16 protein-coding genes are annotated in these 18,578 nt (G+C 39.9%); 8 read left to right on the top strand and 8 right to left on the bottom strand.

Translation table 11 applies throughout. From position 1 onward, the window contains the following. Positions 1-9: 9 nt before the first annotated feature. Genes HYW21_04735 through HYW21_04725 form a run of 3 tightly spaced genes read right to left on the bottom strand, consistent with a single transcriptional unit; the run spans position 10 to position 1,445 of the window. On the bottom strand, positions 10-264 hold the full coding sequence (locus HYW21_04735; protein MBI2548629.1) for a type II toxin-antitoxin system RelE/ParE family toxin: 255 nt from the start codon (positions 262-264) through the stop codon (positions 10-12). Further along, on the bottom strand, positions 264-464 hold the full coding sequence (locus HYW21_04730) for a hypothetical protein (protein MBI2548628.1): 201 nt from the start codon (positions 462-464) through the stop codon (positions 264-266). The genes HYW21_04735 and HYW21_04730 overlap by 1 nt, the downstream gene beginning before the upstream one ends. A 48-nt stretch (positions 465-512) precedes the next feature. Continuing rightward, positions 513-1,445: a hypothetical protein gene (locus tag HYW21_04725; GenBank protein MBI2548627.1), complete on the bottom strand. Its 933-nt coding sequence runs from the start codon at positions 1,443-1,445 to the stop codon at positions 513-515. A 95-nt stretch (positions 1,446-1,540) separates the two neighbouring features. Between HYW21_04725 and HYW21_04720 the strand changes: the two genes are divergently transcribed. Next, entirely contained in the window at positions 1,541-2,479 is a 939-nt protein-coding gene (locus tag HYW21_04720; protein MBI2548626.1) for a winged helix-turn-helix transcriptional regulator, read from the top strand. A gap of 27 nt (positions 2,480-2,506) precedes the next feature. On the opposite strand, the gene HYW21_04715 is transcribed toward HYW21_04720, so the two are convergent. Both HYW21_04715 and HYW21_04710 read right to left on the bottom strand, forming a co-directional pair. Then, positions 2,507-3,643 (bottom strand): NFACT family protein, encoded by a 1,137-nt coding sequence (locus tag HYW21_04715; protein ID MBI2548625.1) that lies wholly within the window; start codon positions 3,641-3,643, stop codon positions 2,507-2,509. 69 nt (positions 3,644-3,712) lie between these two features. Beyond that, complete coding sequence (locus HYW21_04710; protein ID MBI2548624.1) at positions 3,713-4,744, bottom strand: hypothetical protein; 1,032 nt, start codon at positions 4,742-4,744, stop codon at positions 3,713-3,715. Positions 4,745-4,953: 209 nt separating this feature from the next. Between HYW21_04710 and aspS the strand changes: the two genes are divergently transcribed. The 3 genes from aspS to HYW21_04695 all read left to right on the top strand — a co-directional run bounded on the left by aspS (position 4,954) and on the right by HYW21_04695 (position 8,551). Then, entirely contained in the window at positions 4,954-6,747 is a 1,794-nt protein-coding gene (gene aspS / locus HYW21_04705; protein MBI2548623.1) for an aspartate--tRNA ligase, read from the top strand. Positions 6,748-6,827: 80 nt separating this feature from the next. Continuing rightward, positions 6,828-7,553 carry a hypothetical protein gene (locus HYW21_04700; GenBank protein MBI2548622.1) on the top strand — a complete coding sequence of 242 codons (726 nt, stop codon included), beginning with the start codon at positions 6,828-6,830 and terminating at the stop codon, positions 7,551-7,553. A 62-nt stretch (positions 7,554-7,615) separates the two neighbouring features. Beyond that, a complete protein-coding gene (locus HYW21_04695) occupies positions 7,616-8,551 on the top strand; it encodes a magnesium transporter CorA family protein (protein ID MBI2548621.1) in 936 nt (311 codons plus the stop codon). Between the two features lie 15 nt (positions 8,552-8,566). Here HYW21_04695 and HYW21_04690 read toward each other — a convergent pair whose 3' ends face one another. The 3 genes from HYW21_04690 to HYW21_04680 all read right to left on the bottom strand — a co-directional run bounded on the left by HYW21_04690 (position 8,567) and on the right by HYW21_04680 (position 14,826). Beyond that, entirely contained in the window at positions 8,567-9,172 is a 606-nt protein-coding gene (locus tag HYW21_04690; protein ID MBI2548620.1) for a hypothetical protein, read from the bottom strand. Between the two features lie 119 nt (positions 9,173-9,291). Then, entirely contained in the window at positions 9,292-12,891 is a 3,600-nt protein-coding gene (locus tag HYW21_04685) for a right-handed parallel beta-helix repeat-containing protein (GenBank protein MBI2548619.1), read from the bottom strand. A gap of 99 nt (positions 12,892-12,990) precedes the next feature. Continuing rightward, the gene (locus tag HYW21_04680) at positions 12,991-14,826 is read right to left on the bottom strand and encodes a right-handed parallel beta-helix repeat-containing protein (GenBank protein MBI2548618.1); all 1,836 of its coding nucleotides are present in this window, start codon (positions 14,824-14,826) and stop codon (positions 12,991-12,993) included. Between the two features lie 147 nt (positions 14,827-14,973). Between HYW21_04680 and HYW21_04675 the strand changes: the two genes are divergently transcribed. The 4 genes from HYW21_04675 (at position 14,974) to HYW21_04660 (ending at position 18,454) form a co-directional block, all read left to right on the top strand. After that, positions 14,974-15,762, top strand: a complete 789-nt coding sequence (locus HYW21_04675) for a hypothetical protein (GenBank protein MBI2548617.1) — start codon at positions 14,974-14,976, stop codon at positions 15,760-15,762. An 81-nt stretch (positions 15,763-15,843) separates the two neighbouring features. Further along, on the top strand, positions 15,844-16,644 hold the full coding sequence (locus tag HYW21_04670) for an MBL fold metallo-hydrolase (protein MBI2548616.1): 801 nt from the start codon (positions 15,844-15,846) through the stop codon (positions 16,642-16,644). Positions 16,645-16,742: 98 nt separating this feature from the next. Beyond that, positions 16,743-17,753 (top strand): peptidylprolyl isomerase, encoded by a 1,011-nt coding sequence (locus tag HYW21_04665; GenBank protein ID MBI2548615.1) that lies wholly within the window; start codon positions 16,743-16,745, stop codon positions 17,751-17,753. Then, on the top strand, positions 17,750-18,454 hold the full coding sequence (locus HYW21_04660; protein MBI2548614.1) for a hypothetical protein: 705 nt from the start codon (positions 17,750-17,752) through the stop codon (positions 18,452-18,454). Before HYW21_04665 ends, HYW21_04660 begins: the two co-directional genes overlap by 4 nt. Positions 18,455-18,578: the final 124 nt, after the last annotated feature.

Here is an 18,578-nt window from a genome sequence, read left to right as displayed (position 1 = left end):
GCTAAGGAGCTAATCATAAGCTCTTGATCTTTTATCTATCTTATCAACAAGAATTATGTTGTTATTCCAATCAATTTCATACAATACCCTATAATCTCCAATACGTATCCTGAAAGCCCTATCTTGTCCAATAATTTTTTTTGAGTCATGAATCACTGGATTATGTTTTAGCAATTCTATCTTTTCAATTATTCTTACAGCTAGCTGTTTGTCAGATCTTTTGAGAAATTTCTTGGACTTGTTTGAGAATTCAATAGTGAACATTATAGCCCAAGCTCTTTTTTTAGAGCAGATAGTGTTGTTGTCTTTCCTTCTTTAAGCTCTCTTCTAGCTTGCCTCATAGCAATCCTGTCATCATCTGACAATATTGAATCAATATCCACCATATGCTCCTTAATGTACCTTAAATCGTTCTTAATTTCTCTTAAATCTTCCGCCACTTCTCTAGTTATTGTTTCAGCCATACTATCTGCTAAATGTGACTGGGATATAAAAACATATCGATTTGGGATTTAATACGCTGTTGTTCGGGTGAGATGGTAGGGCTCATCGGTTGGTAGTTTTATCTGTCCTTCCAACCATACATAATCATTGACTTGACGAGAGGTTACACCGGTAATATCTGCTTTTATTAACTCTACTGCATGAATGGTATGTGCCCTTATCTCTACTTCCTCTTCGCTGTGTGCTGGAATTTCCTTTCCTACTCTAATGCTGCTTTGTAACTCAGCAGAATACGCTAAAATACCATAGCGCCGTAATACTTGAGGAAGTTTGTAATCTGCACAAGCAGTTAATCTATGGCTATTATCTAAGCTATCAAACAAATAATCCACATCAGATGCTAATAACTGTGCCCGCTTGCTAAACTCGACTTTTCTTCCTCCATAAATTGCCGAATCCTCAAAAGATGGAAAATGACCTACAAGTAAATCAACGAGGTGTAAAGCATCACCCTGCGATCTGTCAACAATGTATCTAAAATCACCTCTGAAACTTCTTTGGGTAACAGCGCCAACTTCCTTTAAAATATATAGCCGTTCGTCCAATAAGGGGATCTCAACATTCCCTCGCAAAATGTTTTCTAAATCCTCTCGCTGAATATTGGCTAAATAATCAGGATTAAAACAAACGCCATTTTCTCTTGCTCTTCCTAAACAAGCGATCATTGCCTTTGCACCATCATATTCCATTCCCTGATATACAACTCTCCATTTAGGAGTTCCCCAGTAACTAAAACTCATTGCGTTAAGCGTAAATAAAAAGCCAAGTTTTTCTTTTTCATCCAACTGATCTAAATCAAATGGAGAAACACATAACCAATGAGCGAGTCTTGTTCTATCAAAACTTCCCGCAAAATCTCTGACCTTATCCCTATTTACATGAACATGAGTTGCTTGTTTGCGTACGGGTTCTAAACTTTCGAGTCTATTTATTGTAACCACTAATAAATGGCTATAGGATAAGATATATAAAACATGTTAGCAGAAAACTTACACTAATAAAGTTTATATAGTACTAAACGTTTATTATGTAAATAATGGACAAAATAGACACCTATTTACTCAGAATCTTAATGCAAGATTCAAGAATTCCTCTTACCCAACTAGCAAAAAAACTGAAAGTTTCGCGGGAGGTTGCCACGTATCGCCTCAACCGATTAAAGAAAGAAGGTATCATTCTCGATTTTGTCACTGAAATAAATAGAGAGAAACTTGGTTTTGTTGGCGCTGCCGTTTTTGTGAATGTTAAAGCAACCCATCAAAAAAGATTTAAACAATTCCTAGCAGAAACACCGTTCGTCTCTTGGGTGGCAGAACTCTCCGGAGTCTGGAGTTTTGGTCTTTCTATAACCGCTAAAACAAATGCAGAATTAGATGAGAGATTCCTTCAAATATATAATACATTCAAAGACGCGATTATAGACCATCGCTTTACACTTCATAGAAGATCGCTGTTTTTTTATGAAAAGTATTTTGGAGCATCGCCTAAACAACGAAGTAATAAACAATATAAAGGTTATAGTATTGATAACAAAGATAAAATTATCCTCAAAGAACTAGCTAAAAACTCAAGGATTGGTAGTGTTGCGCTGTCTCAAAAAATTTCTTTAACAGCTCCTGCCATCACAAAAAGAATGAAACAATTAGAGGCAAGCGGGCATATAGAAAATTATTCTCTTTTTGTTGATATTTCAAAATTAGGATTATTTCAATATAGCATTTTTATTATAAATAAAAACATTGATGAAAAACAAAAACTCATCAATTATCTAACACAACATACCCATGTTTCCTTTCTTGCTGAATATGTCGGAGATCCATTTCTGGAATTTGGATTATTCGTTAAAGATCCATACCAACTGAGGGAGAAATTACAAGAAATAGAGGAAAACTTTCCTAATAATAGAGTAATTGAGGTCTCCCTCTTTCAAAAAGAGTTTGTCTCTGTTGGACCACCACTTTGTGTTTTTGAATAGCAACATAAACTACTTTGTTATTACCATTTACTCCAATGCAAGAACAATCTTTCCTTCTTTTTCAAGGATCTGTTTAATGTGCGGATGGCCTTTTGCCTTTTCTTTAATCTCTTCCCAGGAATGTTCCTTTCTGGCCTTGTTTAACTCTTGCAAGAGACTCTGCACCAGAGAATAATGTTGATATAAGAGTTCTCCGTAACTTTTATACAAGGCTTCGCTCTTCTCATATTCTTTGACTTTTTCTTCCTGTTCCTGAAGAATCAGCTGTAATTTTCCAATGGAGGTATCATAATGAGAGAGAGTCTTTTTTTTCACCTCAACCATTTTTCTCTCTGTTAAACATTCATCCAATGCGGCATTATAGCTTTGCATTGGCTTGAGAACAAATGCTTTTTCTTGTGCATAGCGCAAGAGAATAAAAGGAGTAATGTCATGAACAGCGTTATGCTCATCAGTGACAATTTGTGCATTGATCTGCATGGTTCGCAGGGTTGTCATTGCAGTAAAGAGTTGATGCATCTCTTGTACGGTAAAGATCTTTTTTTGCTTGTCCACTAGTGCACGAAGACAGAGCTCCTCTGCATAAATCCCACCTAAACCAAGATCAAGTGCTAGGGTTTTCACCAGGCTATCTTTGGTGCTTTTTTCAACTACCTGTTGTAAATCTTCCTTTGTTAAGATTAAAAAATTATACGGCTGATGAAGTGCCTCGTACAACACACCACCACGAACCGTACGGTCTTTTCTTGTTTGTGTTGTTGCAGCAGATATTATCTTATGTTCTTTATTACAAAGGATAACATTGCCGGGTGGAATAAGTTCTATAATTAAGGTTATCACATCATCCTTTGTCGTAAAGGTAAAAAAAAGGATTCTTTCAAAAGCAAGCTGCGTTACTTCTTGAAGCCGTGCATTGGTTAAATGACGACGAAGGAAAAGACAAAATCCGGAAGGCTTATCTGGCTGTTGACCTTTGTAATCTGTCAGATAACAGAATCCAGGTAAAAATACTTTGAGCATTTTCTTTCCTTTATTCGGCACATGGAAAGAAAAGAGAAACTCTTCCTTACTCGGCTGATAGATCTTGTCGACTTTTCCACTAACTAACTCTTGAAACTCTTGACAGAGATAATACAATTCCAATGAAGATAAGGCTTGTTTCATGTTGCTTCTCTGACAACAATACAAGAGAACATCCATACATTAGTTGTGGCAAAAATCGTATGCTTCACCTCAACCAATTGTTGGTTTCGGACTATACGCATCAATTATCCGAGGATCTTTTTTATAGGCAACAGGATCAACAATCTCCGGAGATGTAAAGGTAAGTGTTACGTATCTCTTTCCATTCCACCGCACTGCCCAATGCAAGATTCCTTCAATATCATGACTATCAACCCTTACAATCCGTTCCCTTCCTAACCGCAAATCGCTAGCATTTGCAGCATAACTGCATCTTTCTGCATCAGCTTTATGGAATGGTGTTGCTTGGATTCTTTCTTTCGGAAGAGCCTGTGCAAACGCTTGATTATAAGCATTCACAACCGCAGCACCAAGTTCCTCTACTTCCGAATCAACATTCCACTGATACGTAAACTTGACTGGTGCGCCACCACCTCTCGCCTCTGCTCTTGAAAGAACCGTGGTGAATAACGAGTACGTCAGACAGACGGGATCAATCTGTCCATCATACTGATGTTCCTTATCATCAACCAGTGTTGCCAGTGCTACAAGATTGACTCCAAGTTTCCCTGTGCGTTGCAATTCTACAGCCTCTCTTACTATGGCTTGGGTATTATGATCTCGAGAATTCCAACCGTTCTCCCTCATTGCAAGATAAATTCCATCAACAACACCTGAGAGGAAACGAGGTTCATGTTCCCTAAACTCCCAACCCATTGGAGGTTCAGGATGGTAAACAGTTGGTCGTTCTGGACCAGTTCCGAACGCAGGACTATGATAGAGTTTATCCAATCTTTGTAATGCTTCGGATCGTACTGTTCCGTTAGGGACACCTTTTTGGAGTGCTTTAACTGTAAAGAAGAACTCCCTTAAACTATCCAAACCTTCTTCATGCAATTCAAGAGGTATACCATAATACCCTTCTACAACCCTGCTACGATCAACTTCAACACCAACATCAGTTGCTGCCTGTAATGCAACGTCTTTCAGAGACTTCTCTACTCCCCTAATCGCGGTAATAATACTCCACTCAGTTGCAATATAAAACTCCTCATTAGTGACTCGAATGTTTTTTGGAGACATATTCTTTATAAGATAAACATCGAATATATAAATTATTCTCTCCTTGAAACATTGTCTTCAAGTTTCAGAGTTCTCATTTTATTCCTTCAGTTCCATAAATTTTGCACAATCTTTAAATAGAGAAGAGAAAATACTGGAGAGGTTATAGTTCCTCTGTAGTGGGTACCTTCCCACTCTTTATAACTATTCCTGATAAATAGGTGATAACAATGCCCATGAGAACCCATACCTGTGGAGAATTACGCCTTAATGATAACAAAAAGAAGGTTATGCTCTGTGGCTGGAATCAGAGTAGGCGAGACCATGGAGGAATAATCTTTATTGATCTGCGAGATAGGTATGGACTTACGCAGGTTGTTTTTGATCCCAAGCATCAAAAAGCTGTTCACCAAATTGCAGAAAAGGTAAGTCGAGAGGATGTTCTCCAGATTAAAGGGACTGTACGACCAAGGGGCGAGCGGTTGGAGAATCTAAAGTTAGCAACAGGACAGATTGAGGTACTTGTTGATGAGGTTAGTTTACTCAGCAAAGCAGACACCCCGCCACTTGAGGTTGACGATCGAGCAAACAGTAATGAAGAAATCAGGTTAAAATACCGTTACATTGATTTACGAAGGCCTTTGATGCAGAAAAACTTAGTCCTTCGCCACAAGGTCTACCAAGTGACGAGACAGTACCTTGATGCGCATCAATTTCTTGAGATAGAAACACCAATGCTGGCACGCTCTACTCCTGAAGGAGCACGTGATTACCTCGTTCCCTCACGAGTACATCCAGGAAAGTTCTTTGCCTTGCCCCAATCGCCACAACTCTTCAAGCAACTCTTCATGGTCAGTGGGTTAGACAGATATTTCCAGATTGCCCGTTGTTTTAGAGATGAAGACCTACGAGCGGATAGACAGCCAGAATTTACCCAGATTGATATTGAGATGAGTTTTGTTGAAGAAGAAGATATTTTTATGTTGAATGAAGGCTTAGTGAAAGAACTTTTCAAAAAAGTCCTTGATGTTGAACTGAAAATTCCTTTCAGACGCATGACCTATCAAGAGGCAATGAATATCTACGGAAGTGATAAACCCGATCTTCGATTTGCGTTGCCCTTACATGATGTCTCTCAGATTATGGAGAAGAGTAACTTTTCAGTATTCCTGAATGTGCTTAAGGCCAATGGCTCGGTAAAATGTATTAACGCTCCTGGCTGTGCAACATTCTCACGCAAAGATATTGAGGAACTCACCGAGACCGTCAAAATCCATGGTTCTGGTGGACTGGCCTGGATGAAGATGACAAAAGAAGGAAGGCTCGAAAGTTCCATTGTCAAATTCTTTCCCGAAGATGTACTTAAGGCAGTGGCAAAGGAAACAAAAGCAAAAGAAGGAGATCTGCTGTTATTTGTGGCAGACCACAAGCATCATACGACTAATGTTGCCTTAGGCCATCTACGTTTAGAACTAGGGAAACGATTACAGCTTATCAATGACAAAGAATGGAATTTCTGCTGGATTACTGATTTTCCTCTGCTTGAATATGACGAGGACCAACAACGACATGTTGCTGTCCATCATCCGTTTACTAGTCCTAAGGATGAGGATATGGTCTATCTTGGATCAAACAAGCATGAAGAACTCGCGAAGATTCGAGCAAAAGCTTATGATTTAGTCCTCAATGGCGTCGAAGTAGGAGGAGGAAGCATTCGTATTCATCAACGGGATGTTCAAGAAAAAGTGTTCACCTTGCTGGGCATTAGTAAGAAGGAAGCAGAAGCAAAATTCGGATTCCTTCTCGAAGCATTTCGTTATGGAGCCCCCCCTCATGGAGGCATTGCCTTTGGTCTTGATCGATTAGTCGCTTTAATGACCAACAATGAATCTATTCGTGAGGTTATTGCATTTCCAAAGAACAAGCATTGTATTTCTTTGCTTGACGAAGCTCCATCTGAGGTTGCAAAAGACCAGCTCGAGGAGCTCAACCTTAAACTAGCATTACCTGAAAAAAAGAAATAGAATTATTGTGTCTTTTGCTATATTTCCACTGATAATTTTAATTTAAAACAAGTTAATTGGAAAATATTTCTTTTCTTGCTATGACAACCAACGAAACCGATTTTCAAGAGAAATGGAAAGCGGTACTCCAGAGAATTTTGAGCCATAGTGCTTATACTATGCATGTGAATAAGCATGGATGGGATAATCTTTCCACAAGTGCATTGCCTGGTGAAGCACAACAGGATATTGATCGCCACAAAAGGAGCATAACTGCTGATGCAGTACTTGTAATTAATCACGCCTATGCTGGACATATACTTATTGATGGTTCACGTGAATCTCCCCATGGAGAGGATGAGAGAACCTATTTCAGAAATCTGGAGCGATTACTCACTGAAAGAGATCCACAAAAAATTCAAACTGTTATTTTTGATTTCCCTGAACTGTATGTCCATGATTCACGACAACGATTGGTTAAGGGAGACATTGAATCTGTCGTCTTAACACCATTTAACGGAGGAGGAAGCCTCTCTAAAGGACAGGCATACCGTGAAATTGGTGTGTGTAGAACCGTTTTCTTAGCAGGGAGCTATCTTCCCTGTCTGAAAACCACGGCCGAGGAATTATGGATAGGACAGCATCACATAACGATGATCGAAGATGCATCGCTCAAAGAACCGCGACGATTAGTATCCAGAGAAAGAGATAAAGTTCTTGAACGGATGAAATTTGTCGGTGAAATTCCTCTGCTGAGCGGGTTTACAACAACTGAAGCATTTCTACAACAATACGGTCGTGAAAAATCTGTAAATCCCGACTACTAGTTCTCAACTGATAGAAAAAGGATTTTAGAAACCTTTTTATACGCCGAGAGTACTCTAGCGACATGCGGGCATATACCTTAATCAAAGAAGACGTTGTCAGTATTCCGCTTGAAGAAGTAAATCCACGGATGTTAACCTGGGTACGGTGTGTGAATCCTGTCGAAGAAGATCTCAAGATATTAAGCGACCTTTCTGAAATTCCCATTGAGGAGTTTAGAGAATCTATTGAAGAGGATCAACGTCCGAAGTTAAATATAACCAAGTATGTCGAGATTATTTATCGTGCACCCTACCGCATGAAAACCGAGGTTATTACCATTCCGGTATCTTTTTTCCAGATTAACAACCAGATCATTACCATTGAAAAAACACCTCTCCCGATCCTTGAAGATCTCGAGGAGATGATCCTGAAAAAACGAGCGAGATTTTTGTTTCGTAAAACACCGGGATTCTTCTTCTACTATGTGTTTGATAAGATAAACGATGACTTTCTTTCCCATATTGATCGGGTAACTGACAGTGTCGAGACCGTTAAAAAGAAAGAAGAGCAAATTGGAGAAATCGCTTTTGAACGGTTGTATAGTCTGAGTGTTACTTCTTCTTTTTTTAATCAAGCACTTATTGCAAACATTGAAGTGCTGAATGCCTTGCGTAAGGCATATTACAAGCATTTCACAACCACAAATAAACGTGCCTTTGAGGAATTATATTATGACGCACTTCAAATTCTAGATAGAGAAAAGATCCAGCGTGAAGTCATTACCAACCTCTTCAATCTTCAAAATATTCGAATAACCACACGATTGAACGAATTCATCAAGAAACTAACGGCACTTGCTCTTGTGGTGATGGTACCAACCTTAATTTCGGGAATTTATGGCATGAATGTTAGACTTCCTCTTGAAGATTCTCCGTATGCATTTTGGATAATTCTCTTTACTATGGCAATGATTACCATTCTCATGCTGTGGATCTTTAAAGAATGGGAATGGTTCTAATATTTTCTTAAATATTTAGAATTTTAAATTTCCAAGATCTTGAGGCATTGATTTCTGTTGTAAACTACCTTCATCATCATAGGTTTTAGGATTTGGGGCATAGCGTGCAATGGCTTCTATGATGAAATACCATGCGGGAAAGAACAAAATCATAACAAAGGTAGTCTTCCAGGTAAGATCCACAACATCGTAAAAAAAAGGACTCAGCATAAGAAGTACATAGGTTGTATCTCGTACCCTTCCGACATAGTGGATAAATTGTCGTGTTTTAATCCCTTCAATAATAATCAAGAGTCCATACCCCAGAGCAAGAAAAGCGATAAAGAATTTAAGGAAGAGCGTTACTGAAAGGGTAAGTTGACCTGCAGCAATCAAATTAACAAGACGGCGGATCCAGTCAATACCCACCCAAAGAACTACGGCTCCATTCGAGATAGCATTTCCAAAAGAGGTGCTTTTTTTCTCTTGAAACCACTCGGCAAAAAACCAATTGATCCAGATAGGAACAATGATCCAGAGCATTTCGAAATTCTTAAATGGAGCAAAGAAAATACTTAACCAAACCACAAAGAGCCCCCAAAAGTAGGTAAGCCCTGAAACAAGTATCGACCAAAATGCCATGGTACCTCTTTTTTACTCCTCGTAAACTAAACTACTGGTGAACAAGAACCCTCAGATTAATAAATCTTTGGGCACGTAAGAAAAAGATCACTGATAAGGATAAGGAAAACATAGAATCTCTAGGGCGTTTGGATAGGCATCTGTTCCTCAGGTAGTCGTTCTTTAGGACGACGGGTATAGAAATAAATCCCTCCTGCAATAACAATAGCGAGTAGCGTGAATAGTGCAAAAAACATTACTCCTCTTTTTGTGGGAGAAGAAGAGGTGTTCTGGGGTGATTGAAACTCGTTGTTTTGACGTAAAGGTCCTTCTTGATGATCTTCTCTTTCTTCAGATAAAGAAGGCCGTTCTGCTTGCTGTTCGAAAGATTCCTCAGAAAGAGGCACTTGTTGTTCAGACTCGTTAAGAGAAACAGGTGTATCCTGAACCGTATGCATTGCAATAACAAAATAACTGAAGTGAGGAAGGCTCACCGAAAACAAAATGTTATCATCGGTAAGAGCAACAACTGCTGGATACAGTTCAGTCCAGGTTGCATTTTCTTCAACAAAACGGTACACGGAAACATTTTCCATAGAACCATGCTCATCAATCCATGCTTTTGGCACCTTAAATTGGAGATAGGCTTCTGCAACATCTTCATTCTTAACATTTTGGAGTGCTACCTGAAAAGATTGATAGGTGGTTCCAGTAAAGGTAGCGGATGGAAGGAAAGAGTCTGGTAAACGTGTTAACTCTCGAATGTCAAGCGATGCATCATGGATACGAACTGCAGGAACAATAGTTAGCTTGGTCAATGAATGAAAGCTGAAAAAAGTTATTCCATAAGGCACGCCAGGAGAGATATTATCAAGCGACCAAACAATAGAGTCACGCAGAGAACGTGTGTCGGATCCAACTGATCCTCCATAAGAATTACCTCCTCCAGATGGGGGTGAGGAATCATTAGATAGAGATGAAGGAGAAGTTACGTTAAGCGTGAAGGTATTCGATGTTGCATTCAGGAGACTATCATTGGCTGTAATGACAATAGATTCTACACCCGTTGTTGTTCCTGCGGCTACGGTAAGAATGCTATCATTGAAACTGCAACTTGCCAATGTCGCATTACAACTATACGATAATGTCTGGTTATCAGGATCAGTAAAAACACCACTCACATTAATGGTCGTATTAGCGCTTGTATTGAGAAGTACATCAGCAATGCGCAGGGTGTACTCAACATAGGGAAACGTAGATGACTCACTCGAAGATACGGAGATATAATCACTGCTCGAACTCTCATTGGTAGATTTAAGCAAAAGACCGTTATTTTCATAGGTTCCATTATGCCATAAGAGTATAAAGGAGGTAATATTAAAACTCGTGTAACCTGTTGCATTACTTAAGAGTGTTCTATTAACCGAAAGAGAAGAATCAAAATCTCCACCAGTTTCTGTCCAGTTGAGCTCAAACCATCGATGGTTCCAGGTTGTACCATTCAATGTGGCATTATTCCTTGGGATGCCAGACTGACCAGGAGATCCAGTTCCCTCAGCCCATGAAGCATTGGCAAGGAAAGCCTTAACAACGACTTCCCTGTTTAAGACATTTCCACCGATGTTTGTCGCTGCTGTTTGACGGAGATACAACGTAACATTCGAAGAGGTAATTCCCGAAAGATTAAGAGGGGACCATTTGATGAGTGTGCGCATCTTTTGTAGACTAAAAGGCCCACCTAGCGAACGGCCAATGAAATTCCATTGGGATAGTCCTGCGGTGTTGTTCTCATTCTGGCCGCTCATGATCATGGTATCCATAACTGATGCGTCATTACTCGTAAGATTCTGACGGTAGTTTGAAACAAACAAGGGAACATTGTTTCGAAGCGTGTAATTATCAGAAGAGGTAATATTTACACCATCACTTTGCGTACAAACAATATTCCAAATAACAGGGAGCTGGGTAACCGTAAAGTTCATACTGACATTTAGACCTGTAGTTACTGAACTGTTTGAAGCACTTGCGGTCCAAGAACCGCTGTTATTCGTGTAAAGAGTACAGTTAGTAACATTAGTGTTACCAAATGTTTGTGCAACAAAAACCGTGCTTGAAGAACCACTGTTATTTGCTGGGCTGCGTAAAGATAAACAAGCCACATTCGAGTTCCAACCATTGGGACAGGCAACTGGTTTCTGATCTCGCCAGTTTCTAGCTACGGTTGGGATACTTGAATTCCAGGTCATACTCAAAAGCCCTGTTGCTGTTCCGGCAGCTCCCCGTGATATCCCACTTTCGTACCAGTTTCCGTACAAAGAATCATTAAAAAAATTATCAGTAGGCGAGGCATTCCATTGAATCCATGTTGTTTCAGTTGCTGAAGCATCATAAAAGGAATTCCTGCTGATGAGATTTCCTCCACCGGTATCATTAAGCAGTTGCAGAGCAGCACTCACGTTCTGAAAGGTATTGTACTGAACCGTGTTATTGTGAAAAGGAGAATAAAAATAAAATGCTACTCCCGGTCCTCCAGAAAGCGGAGCAACAAGATTGCTAATATTATTGTAGGATATGTTTGTATAAAGCACGGTACTTGTACCATCACCAAAGCTGGAGATAATACCATTTCCAGTCATTCCCGTCATGGTATTGTAGGCTATGGTAGCATTCATAATGCCATAGATAAAGAAAGCTCTATCCCCTTGGATAAAGGTGTTATTCACCATACGATATCCTCGACCATTACTTAAGGGAAATCGAAGGATAATACAGGAGCCTACATCAACACCACTACCACCGCTACACCCACCCTGAAATGTGTTGTTCTCAATGACATAGTTATCACCGGTCTGTACATCAGTGTAAAACCAGACGCCTACACGGGTATTATTAAAGGTGTTATTGGCTATGGTTATGTTATTGGTTGTCGCTAGTGGTGTAAGATAAATTCCCGATGCTTTGTTAGAGGATTGGTTGGTCAAATTAACAAAGGTGTTATTCCAAATTCGTAGATTAGAAAATGCTACTGATGGCATGATGTAGATGCTTGCATTGTAAAGATTATTGGCAAAGAAGTTTCCGGTTATGTTAACATTCGTGCCAGCAACAAACCAAAGCCCCTTTCCGGTAAGATTGGTAAAGTTTGATGAGGAGATCACTATATTTGAAGGAGTCAGTCCTGAATAATGAACAGCATTATATCCGTCTTTAAAGTCCACATTCGTAAAGGAGATGTTTGCATTTTGAACGTCAATCCCGTATTCTTGTTCAACAAGCGGAGATCCAAAATGTCTAAACCGCACGGTATCAATCGTTGCGGTACTTGTGCTTGTAAAGGTAAACATATAGCCATACTCTTGTACTGAACCATTTACCTGTAAGGTCGCATTTCTTAAAGTCAGATTTCCATTAATAAAAACACTTTGATTTACGCTTGACGTAGAGGGCTTTCGCTTGGTAAAATACCAGGTTTCATTGGTGATGTTCAGCTTACCATCAACCGTAAGTGACTGGTTCAGATAACATATCCTCGAAGCATTGACCCATTGAATAAGAGTATTATTATTGAGGAAAGTAGACATATTTTCACAGGTAAACATACCACCATCATTAGCGATGACCAGAGAAGTCCCATTAAAGTTGACATTATCTGCGCGAACAGGAAGGCTTGAAATAAGAGAAAGAAGTATGCCTAGTCCCAGGAGAACAAAGAACAAACACCAGCCTCTTTTCCATTCCATAAACTCTTTAGAAAGAGAACCACCTTTAAAAAATTTTGGGTTATACTACCTAAAAGGCAATCTTATGAAAGATAGATAAGAAAAAAGAAAATGAAAAGATCACGGTTCAGTATACCGTAACAGCCCTTTGTTAAGCGTGTCGTCTTGCAGGTACATACCTTTCCTGCCATCCAAATCTCTGGTTATAAGGAAGGTAAAAATACCGACACGAAGTGTTCCTTGATAATCCCGTAAGGATGTTTTGGGTACCATAAAATCCATACTTTGATTGTTGCAATTAATGGCAATAGGCAAGTTGGTAAGGGCAGTTTGCGGCATAAATGGGTTGAGCATAGAATAATTATATCGCTGGCTTATATCCATCTTGGATAAAGAAGTATTGCCCCAGCCATCGCTTTGGACATACTGGTCAACACTAAACCATCCACAAAAAGGAGAGGTGTCTAAGACAACCGTGAGCGCGTATTCTTCTCCTTGACTTCCGGAGCATGCTCTAATCCCTGCTCCATCAGACAGATTCTGTAATGAAACTCTCACATAGATATTCTCTTCATCAGTAGCAAGATAAACCATATGGATATTATAGAATCCTAGAGAGGTATCATTCAAAGGATCCACAAGAATAAGGGTATCATTGCTCCATGGGTAGAGAGGCAGATCATTTCTCGGTGTGGTAGGAGGATCACCATTATCACAGAGAACAGCATTTCCATAAGGATAAGGCGCATTCAGAATAGGGTCAGTATAAATATGGCCTGCACTACAACCCTCTTTAGCGTCATCACAGAGATGGTCATCAATTAACGTACAATTGGTTGTACCCCAATAATTGTAAGGAAGTCGTTGATCACGAACTGAAAATGCCAAGAGAACATTCCAGGTATTGTTCTGAAAGGTATTGCTACTAATACTGTTTGTTTCAGGTGCACTACCACCATAATATTGTATACCTCTGGTATTGTTAGTAAAGGTATTATATTGTATATGTGAGTTATTTGCATCAATTAATGCAATAACGTCACTTCGAAGATCATTAAGCTGCTGATCACGAAAGATATTATTTTCAACAACAACCCCATTTGTTCCACTTAAGGTAATAGAGTGTAAAAGTCCCTCGCCAAACGTGTTACCAATAATCTGGTTGGGAAAAGGTTGGGTTAAGAGCATACCACCACCTTCAGGGGCATTCCTAAAATGGTTATTCAAAAACAAACTGTACATACACAACGAACACATTATGCCACGATGAAAAGCAACACCATCAAAGCTATTTCTTTCAAAAGTCGAGTTTGTAACCCCGTTTAGGGAAAAGCCAATATACGTGATATTACGAAGCGTATTATCTGTAGCATACACCTGCACTGGTGAACTTGGATTTCCATTGATATAAACACCAACGGAACTGTCATGAATGTCTGCCCCCTGTATGTCAATCGTTTTTCCTTGACCATTCTCTATGGTAATACTTAAGCCTCTTCCCTCGCTGGTATTGTCAAACAAATCACGATCGCCAACATGGGCAATTTCGACATTTCTCAACTGAACACTTCGAGGATTAAAGAGTTCAATATAGTAATGATTCTGAGGATTAAGGCTTACTAATTTGGTCTTATCATTTGTGGTTCGTAAATCACCATCAAGATCAAGCCATGAAATTTGTGCATTTGGCAAACTTCTGATGACATGTGACCCATTGCTCGTTGCATTGATAAAGAGCGTTACATTACGCCAGGTCACAACAGCATCATCAAGAAAGGTAATGTTTCCCTGGATAACATACTGGACATTTTCACAGGAAAGATTGCCACGGATGATCCAGTCTCCGCTATCATACGGCTGTGTACATGATGCAGCCATGACTTCGTGCATAAAAGGAACTAAGAGAAATATAAACAGAGGAACATGGAGCAAATACGAAACATACATTGCACGCATTTTTTACCACCCTTTGAGGGGGAAAGTCTTTTCCATTTAAAAAAGTTTCTGCAACTGGATCATAATATCCAAATGTATAGCTGAGAATAAAGGAAGGATTTTTTTGAAACAAAAACTTTATATACTACTTATAAGAGACTAAGACCTATGGCAAAGAAAGCTATGGTCATTGGACCAATTCGAGGATACATCGATAAAAGTACTCATGAATTTGATCCTGAAAAACGTAGACTTTTTGAGAGTGTCATTCAAGAATTGGAACGTCATCATTATCAAGTTTATAGTGCTCACCGGACAGAAGATTATGGAGAACATATGAGGCCTTCTTCTGAATGTACACCTATTGATAATCGATGGAATAAAGAAGCTGGGTTAGTTGTTGCAGTCCTTGGTAAACCATCTGCACGATCAACACATTGGGAACTTGGTTGGACTACAGCAAGAGGGAAAAATCTTATTTTGCTTTTAGAAAAGGGTCATGATTACTGTACGTTTATTGATGGCGCTGCTAAGGCATTTGGAAATGTTCAATATGTATGGTATGACAATTATGAAGATGGGTTAGAAGGACTGAGAAATCGCTTAGGAAATCTTGAACAAAATGAACAAAAAACTAGAGCCCTCTGGAGAAGAACAACAGCGCTTGCCACTGCTGCAAGTTTGACCATTGCTCTGGGAGTTGGGCATCTTACCGAAGGTTACAGAACTGATAGACGATTGCAAGAATCAAGAAGAGCTGTTTTGGAAGATTATGCAAGAGGACTTGGATCAGGTGGAGAGTTTTATGGAGAGCATGGAACGGTAATTAGTCATGGAAATAACTGTGTTATGTATCCCACTGGTTGGGATCCTGCACAATTAAGGCTGTATGGTATTGATAACGATGTGGCACAAAAAAAGGTTTTGAGCGAATTAGTCAATCAAAAACAGAGTTAGACTAAATTATTCTCGTGATTTCTAAGTTTTGACCACCTTAATTAAGAAACGTTTATTAACGAAGAAGATATTCTTGATATAATGACGGCAAAGCTCACCTTTCTCGGAACAGGGGGAGATGCTATTGTTGTTGGAAGACAGGTACGTGCTTCTGGGGGCATTGTTCTTGAAATAGATGATAATCAATTCCATATTGACCCTGGTCCTGGTTCTTTAGTTCGGATGAAACAGTTTGACATTCATCCGAGAAATACCACAGCGGTTCTTGTTTCTCATAATCATATTAACCATTGCAATGACGTCAATGCAGTTATCGAGGCTATGACTCACGCCGGGTTGGACCGGAAAGGCGTGCTGATCGGTAATAAAACTCTTTTTGAAGGTACGGAAAACTCGCCTCCGTACATTACCCCCTTCCATAAAAACTGTCTTGAACGGTTCATCATTATGGAGCCACATAAAAAAATAGCTATCAATGACGTGGAGATTGTTTCCCTGCCAGCAAAGCATACGGATCCACATACCGTAGGATTTAAGTTTATGACATCATTATTTACCTTAGTGTATAGCGCTGATACGGGTTATGATACAAGCCTTATTGATCATTACAAGGGAGCTGATATCCTCATCCTCAATGTCCAGAATCCAGACGATCTCAGAAAAGAATTTCATCTCTGTACCGAAGATGCTATTGCCATCCTAGAGCAGGTAAAACCACGGTTAACCATCATTACTCATTTTGGTATCAAGATGATGAATGAGGATCCGCTTCACGAGGCAAGAACCATCAAAAAGAGAACAAAAGGTGATGTCATTGCCGCAAAAGATGGGCTAACCCTAAATCCAGAAGCATATGGTTCTCGCACCTCAACTCAATCTTAGGTTATTCCACAGCTATCGTTCTCTCCCACTGACAAAACCATTAAATTTATATTGAAAAGAGCATGCCCCTCTTCCGAAAGGGGTGAAGGGGATGAAAAATGAAAGACAAAAAACAAGGAAAATCGAGTGAAGGAAATAACACTGAAAACAAACGCCAATCATACAAAATAGTTTCAGCAATTATCGGTCTTATCGTTATTGTAGCATTGGTTATCTTTCTTCTGGCAGGACGGGCAAAAGGGCCTGAGGAAGCTGCCACGGTAAATGGAGAAGTGATAACGATTGATGAACTCGAGCTTGAATATAATAGGATTGCACCCTTTTACCAACAAACCATGACCAAGAGTGAGCTCTTAGAACAGTTAATTGGGCAACGATTACTTGTCCAGGAAGCCAAGGCAAAGGGCTTTTCAGCAAACAAAGAAGAAGTTGATGATTTCCTCAGAAACCTTCTCCTTCAATTCCCCTCACCTGAAACATTTACTGAATTATTACACCAGCAGAACTTAACCTTAGAAGATTTCAAGGAGAAAATCGCCATCCAAATTACGGTTGCGAAGTATCTTAACGAAACCATCTTCAAGTCCATTATTGTTAATGATGACACTGCCCAAGCGTACTATGATAATAACAGCGCATTCTTTAGTGCACAGGAGGGCCAAATACGGGCACGTCATATTCTCGTTGCCGATGAAGAAGAGGCAAATAAACTCCGTACACGATTAGAAGAAGGAGAAGATTTTGCTCTCTTAGCACAAAAAAACAGCATTGATGGTTCAGCCAGAAATGGTGGTGACCTTGGATTTTTTGGAAAGGGACAGATGGTTCCTGAATTTGAGAAAGCTGCCTTTGCTCTTGCTGTTGGCGAAATATCTGATGTCACACAAACGCAGTTTGGATACCACATCATCCAGCGGGAAGCAGACACGATTCCTTTTGAAGAGGTAGAGGAAGGTATTACGACCTATCTCGCGCAGCAGGAACAACAGCTCAAATTGGCAGAGCTTCTTGAAGACCTGAAAGAAAAGGCAGATATAACCCTGAAGTACAAAGAACCAGCAAAGGGAAATGTCACACCAACTGCTAACTACGGTCAAACGACTCCATGAGACAGGTAGACAAAACCTTAACCCTCGAGGAGATTGCGCAAAGAGACCAGTTTCTTGCAAGGCTAACCCCTAAAGACAAGGGGAATGTTCAGACGCTTATCCACACCGTTGACGCTTTAGCGAATGACTATTTTCGCGATACGGAGTCTGACGAGGAATTACGACGAGAGTCAGAGGAAGGCTACCGAGGAGAGCCTGACGAGAATGATTGGGCATTTGAACAGCAGGATCAAGAGACTGGTGCATATAAAACAGGCTGTGCTTTTTTTTCGGTGTATGTTATTGGAGGGCAAATCACCAAACAAGGGATACGGCCAGACATTGATCTCATGGTAGTGACCAATATGTGGTGGTCAAGTGGGTATATTGCTAACCGTGATGAATGGCTTCTTCAACGACTTCATCAAGCCTTTGATGATAGAACCAAGGTTACTTGTCCAGAAGGACTTCCTAGTCATTATAAAAAAGGTCTCTGGAGAAATAAAGCATTCATACACCTAGCCCCTATTGATACGGTCTCGACACCCATAGACATTGTGTACCTACGAAGTCTTCCTAAGGGAGGAAGAGAAGAGGAGATATTTATCACGCCAACAACATTTGAGCAGAGAGATTGTTCAGAAGACGGACAACCATTGCCTCGACTTCTGCTCTATAGGGCTTTAACGACTGATATTAGCCCTCGTCCTCTGGATGAATAGCGATGGGCTTCTGACCGTGCTTATCGAAGGAAAGATAGTTTTCATGAAAGAACGCTGCCCTTCGGTAACTGAAGGGCTTTCATATAAAAAACATTTCTTTGTGCTTAAACGAACAGCCAACAAT

The sequence above is a fragment of the Candidatus Woesearchaeota archaeon genome (assembly GCA_016187565.1).
GTDB lineage: Archaea > Nanobdellota > Nanobdellia > Woesearchaeales > JACPJR01 > JACPJR01.
The sequence above is the reverse complement of the archived record's forward strand: the minus strand, read 5'-3'. Positions and strand labels throughout refer to the sequence as shown.

What these genes read in the sequence shown, in the direction of transcription:
- HYW21_04690 (MBI2548620.1), bottom strand. Translation starts at nt 9,172, where the DNA reads ATGGCATTTTGGTCGATACTTGTTTCAGGGCTTACCTACTTTTGGGGG.
- HYW21_04700 (MBI2548622.1), top strand. Translation starts at nt 6,828, where the DNA reads ATGACAACCAACGAAACCGATTTTCAAGAGAAATGGAAAGCGGTACTC.
- HYW21_04660 (MBI2548614.1), top strand. Translation starts at nt 17,750, where the DNA reads ATGAGACAGGTAGACAAAACCTTAACCCTCGAGGAGATTGCGCAAAGA.
- HYW21_04720 (MBI2548626.1), top strand. Translation starts at nt 1,541, where the DNA reads ATGGACAAAATAGACACCTATTTACTCAGAATCTTAATGCAAGATTCA.
- HYW21_04675 (MBI2548617.1), top strand. Translation starts at nt 14,974, where the DNA reads ATGGCAAAGAAAGCTATGGTCATTGGACCAATTCGAGGATACATCGAT.
- aspS (MBI2548623.1), top strand. Translation starts at nt 4,954, where the DNA reads ATGCCCATGAGAACCCATACCTGTGGAGAATTACGCCTTAATGATAAC.
- HYW21_04665 (MBI2548615.1), top strand. Translation starts at nt 16,743, where the DNA reads ATGAAAGACAAAAAACAAGGAAAATCGAGTGAAGGAAATAACACTGAA.
- HYW21_04710 (MBI2548624.1), bottom strand. Translation starts at nt 4,744, where the DNA reads ATGTCTCCAAAAAACATTCGAGTCACTAATGAGGAGTTTTATATTGCA.
- HYW21_04685 (MBI2548619.1), bottom strand. Translation starts at nt 12,891, where the DNA reads ATGGAATGGAAAAGAGGCTGGTGTTTGTTCTTTGTTCTCCTGGGACTA.
- HYW21_04735 (MBI2548629.1), bottom strand. Translation starts at nt 264, where the DNA reads ATGTTCACTATTGAATTCTCAAACAAGTCCAAGAAATTTCTCAAAAGA.
- HYW21_04730 (MBI2548628.1), bottom strand. Translation starts at nt 464, where the DNA reads ATGGCTGAAACAATAACTAGAGAAGTGGCGGAAGATTTAAGAGAAATT.
- HYW21_04715 (MBI2548625.1), bottom strand. Translation starts at nt 3,643, where the DNA reads ATGAAACAAGCCTTATCTTCATTGGAATTGTATTATCTCTGTCAAGAG.
- HYW21_04695 (MBI2548621.1), top strand. Translation starts at nt 7,616, where the DNA reads ATGCGGGCATATACCTTAATCAAAGAAGACGTTGTCAGTATTCCGCTT.
- HYW21_04670 (MBI2548616.1), top strand. Translation starts at nt 15,844, where the DNA reads ATGACGGCAAAGCTCACCTTTCTCGGAACAGGGGGAGATGCTATTGTT.
- HYW21_04680 (MBI2548618.1), bottom strand. Translation starts at nt 14,826, where the DNA reads ATGCGTGCAATGTATGTTTCGTATTTGCTCCATGTTCCTCTGTTTATA.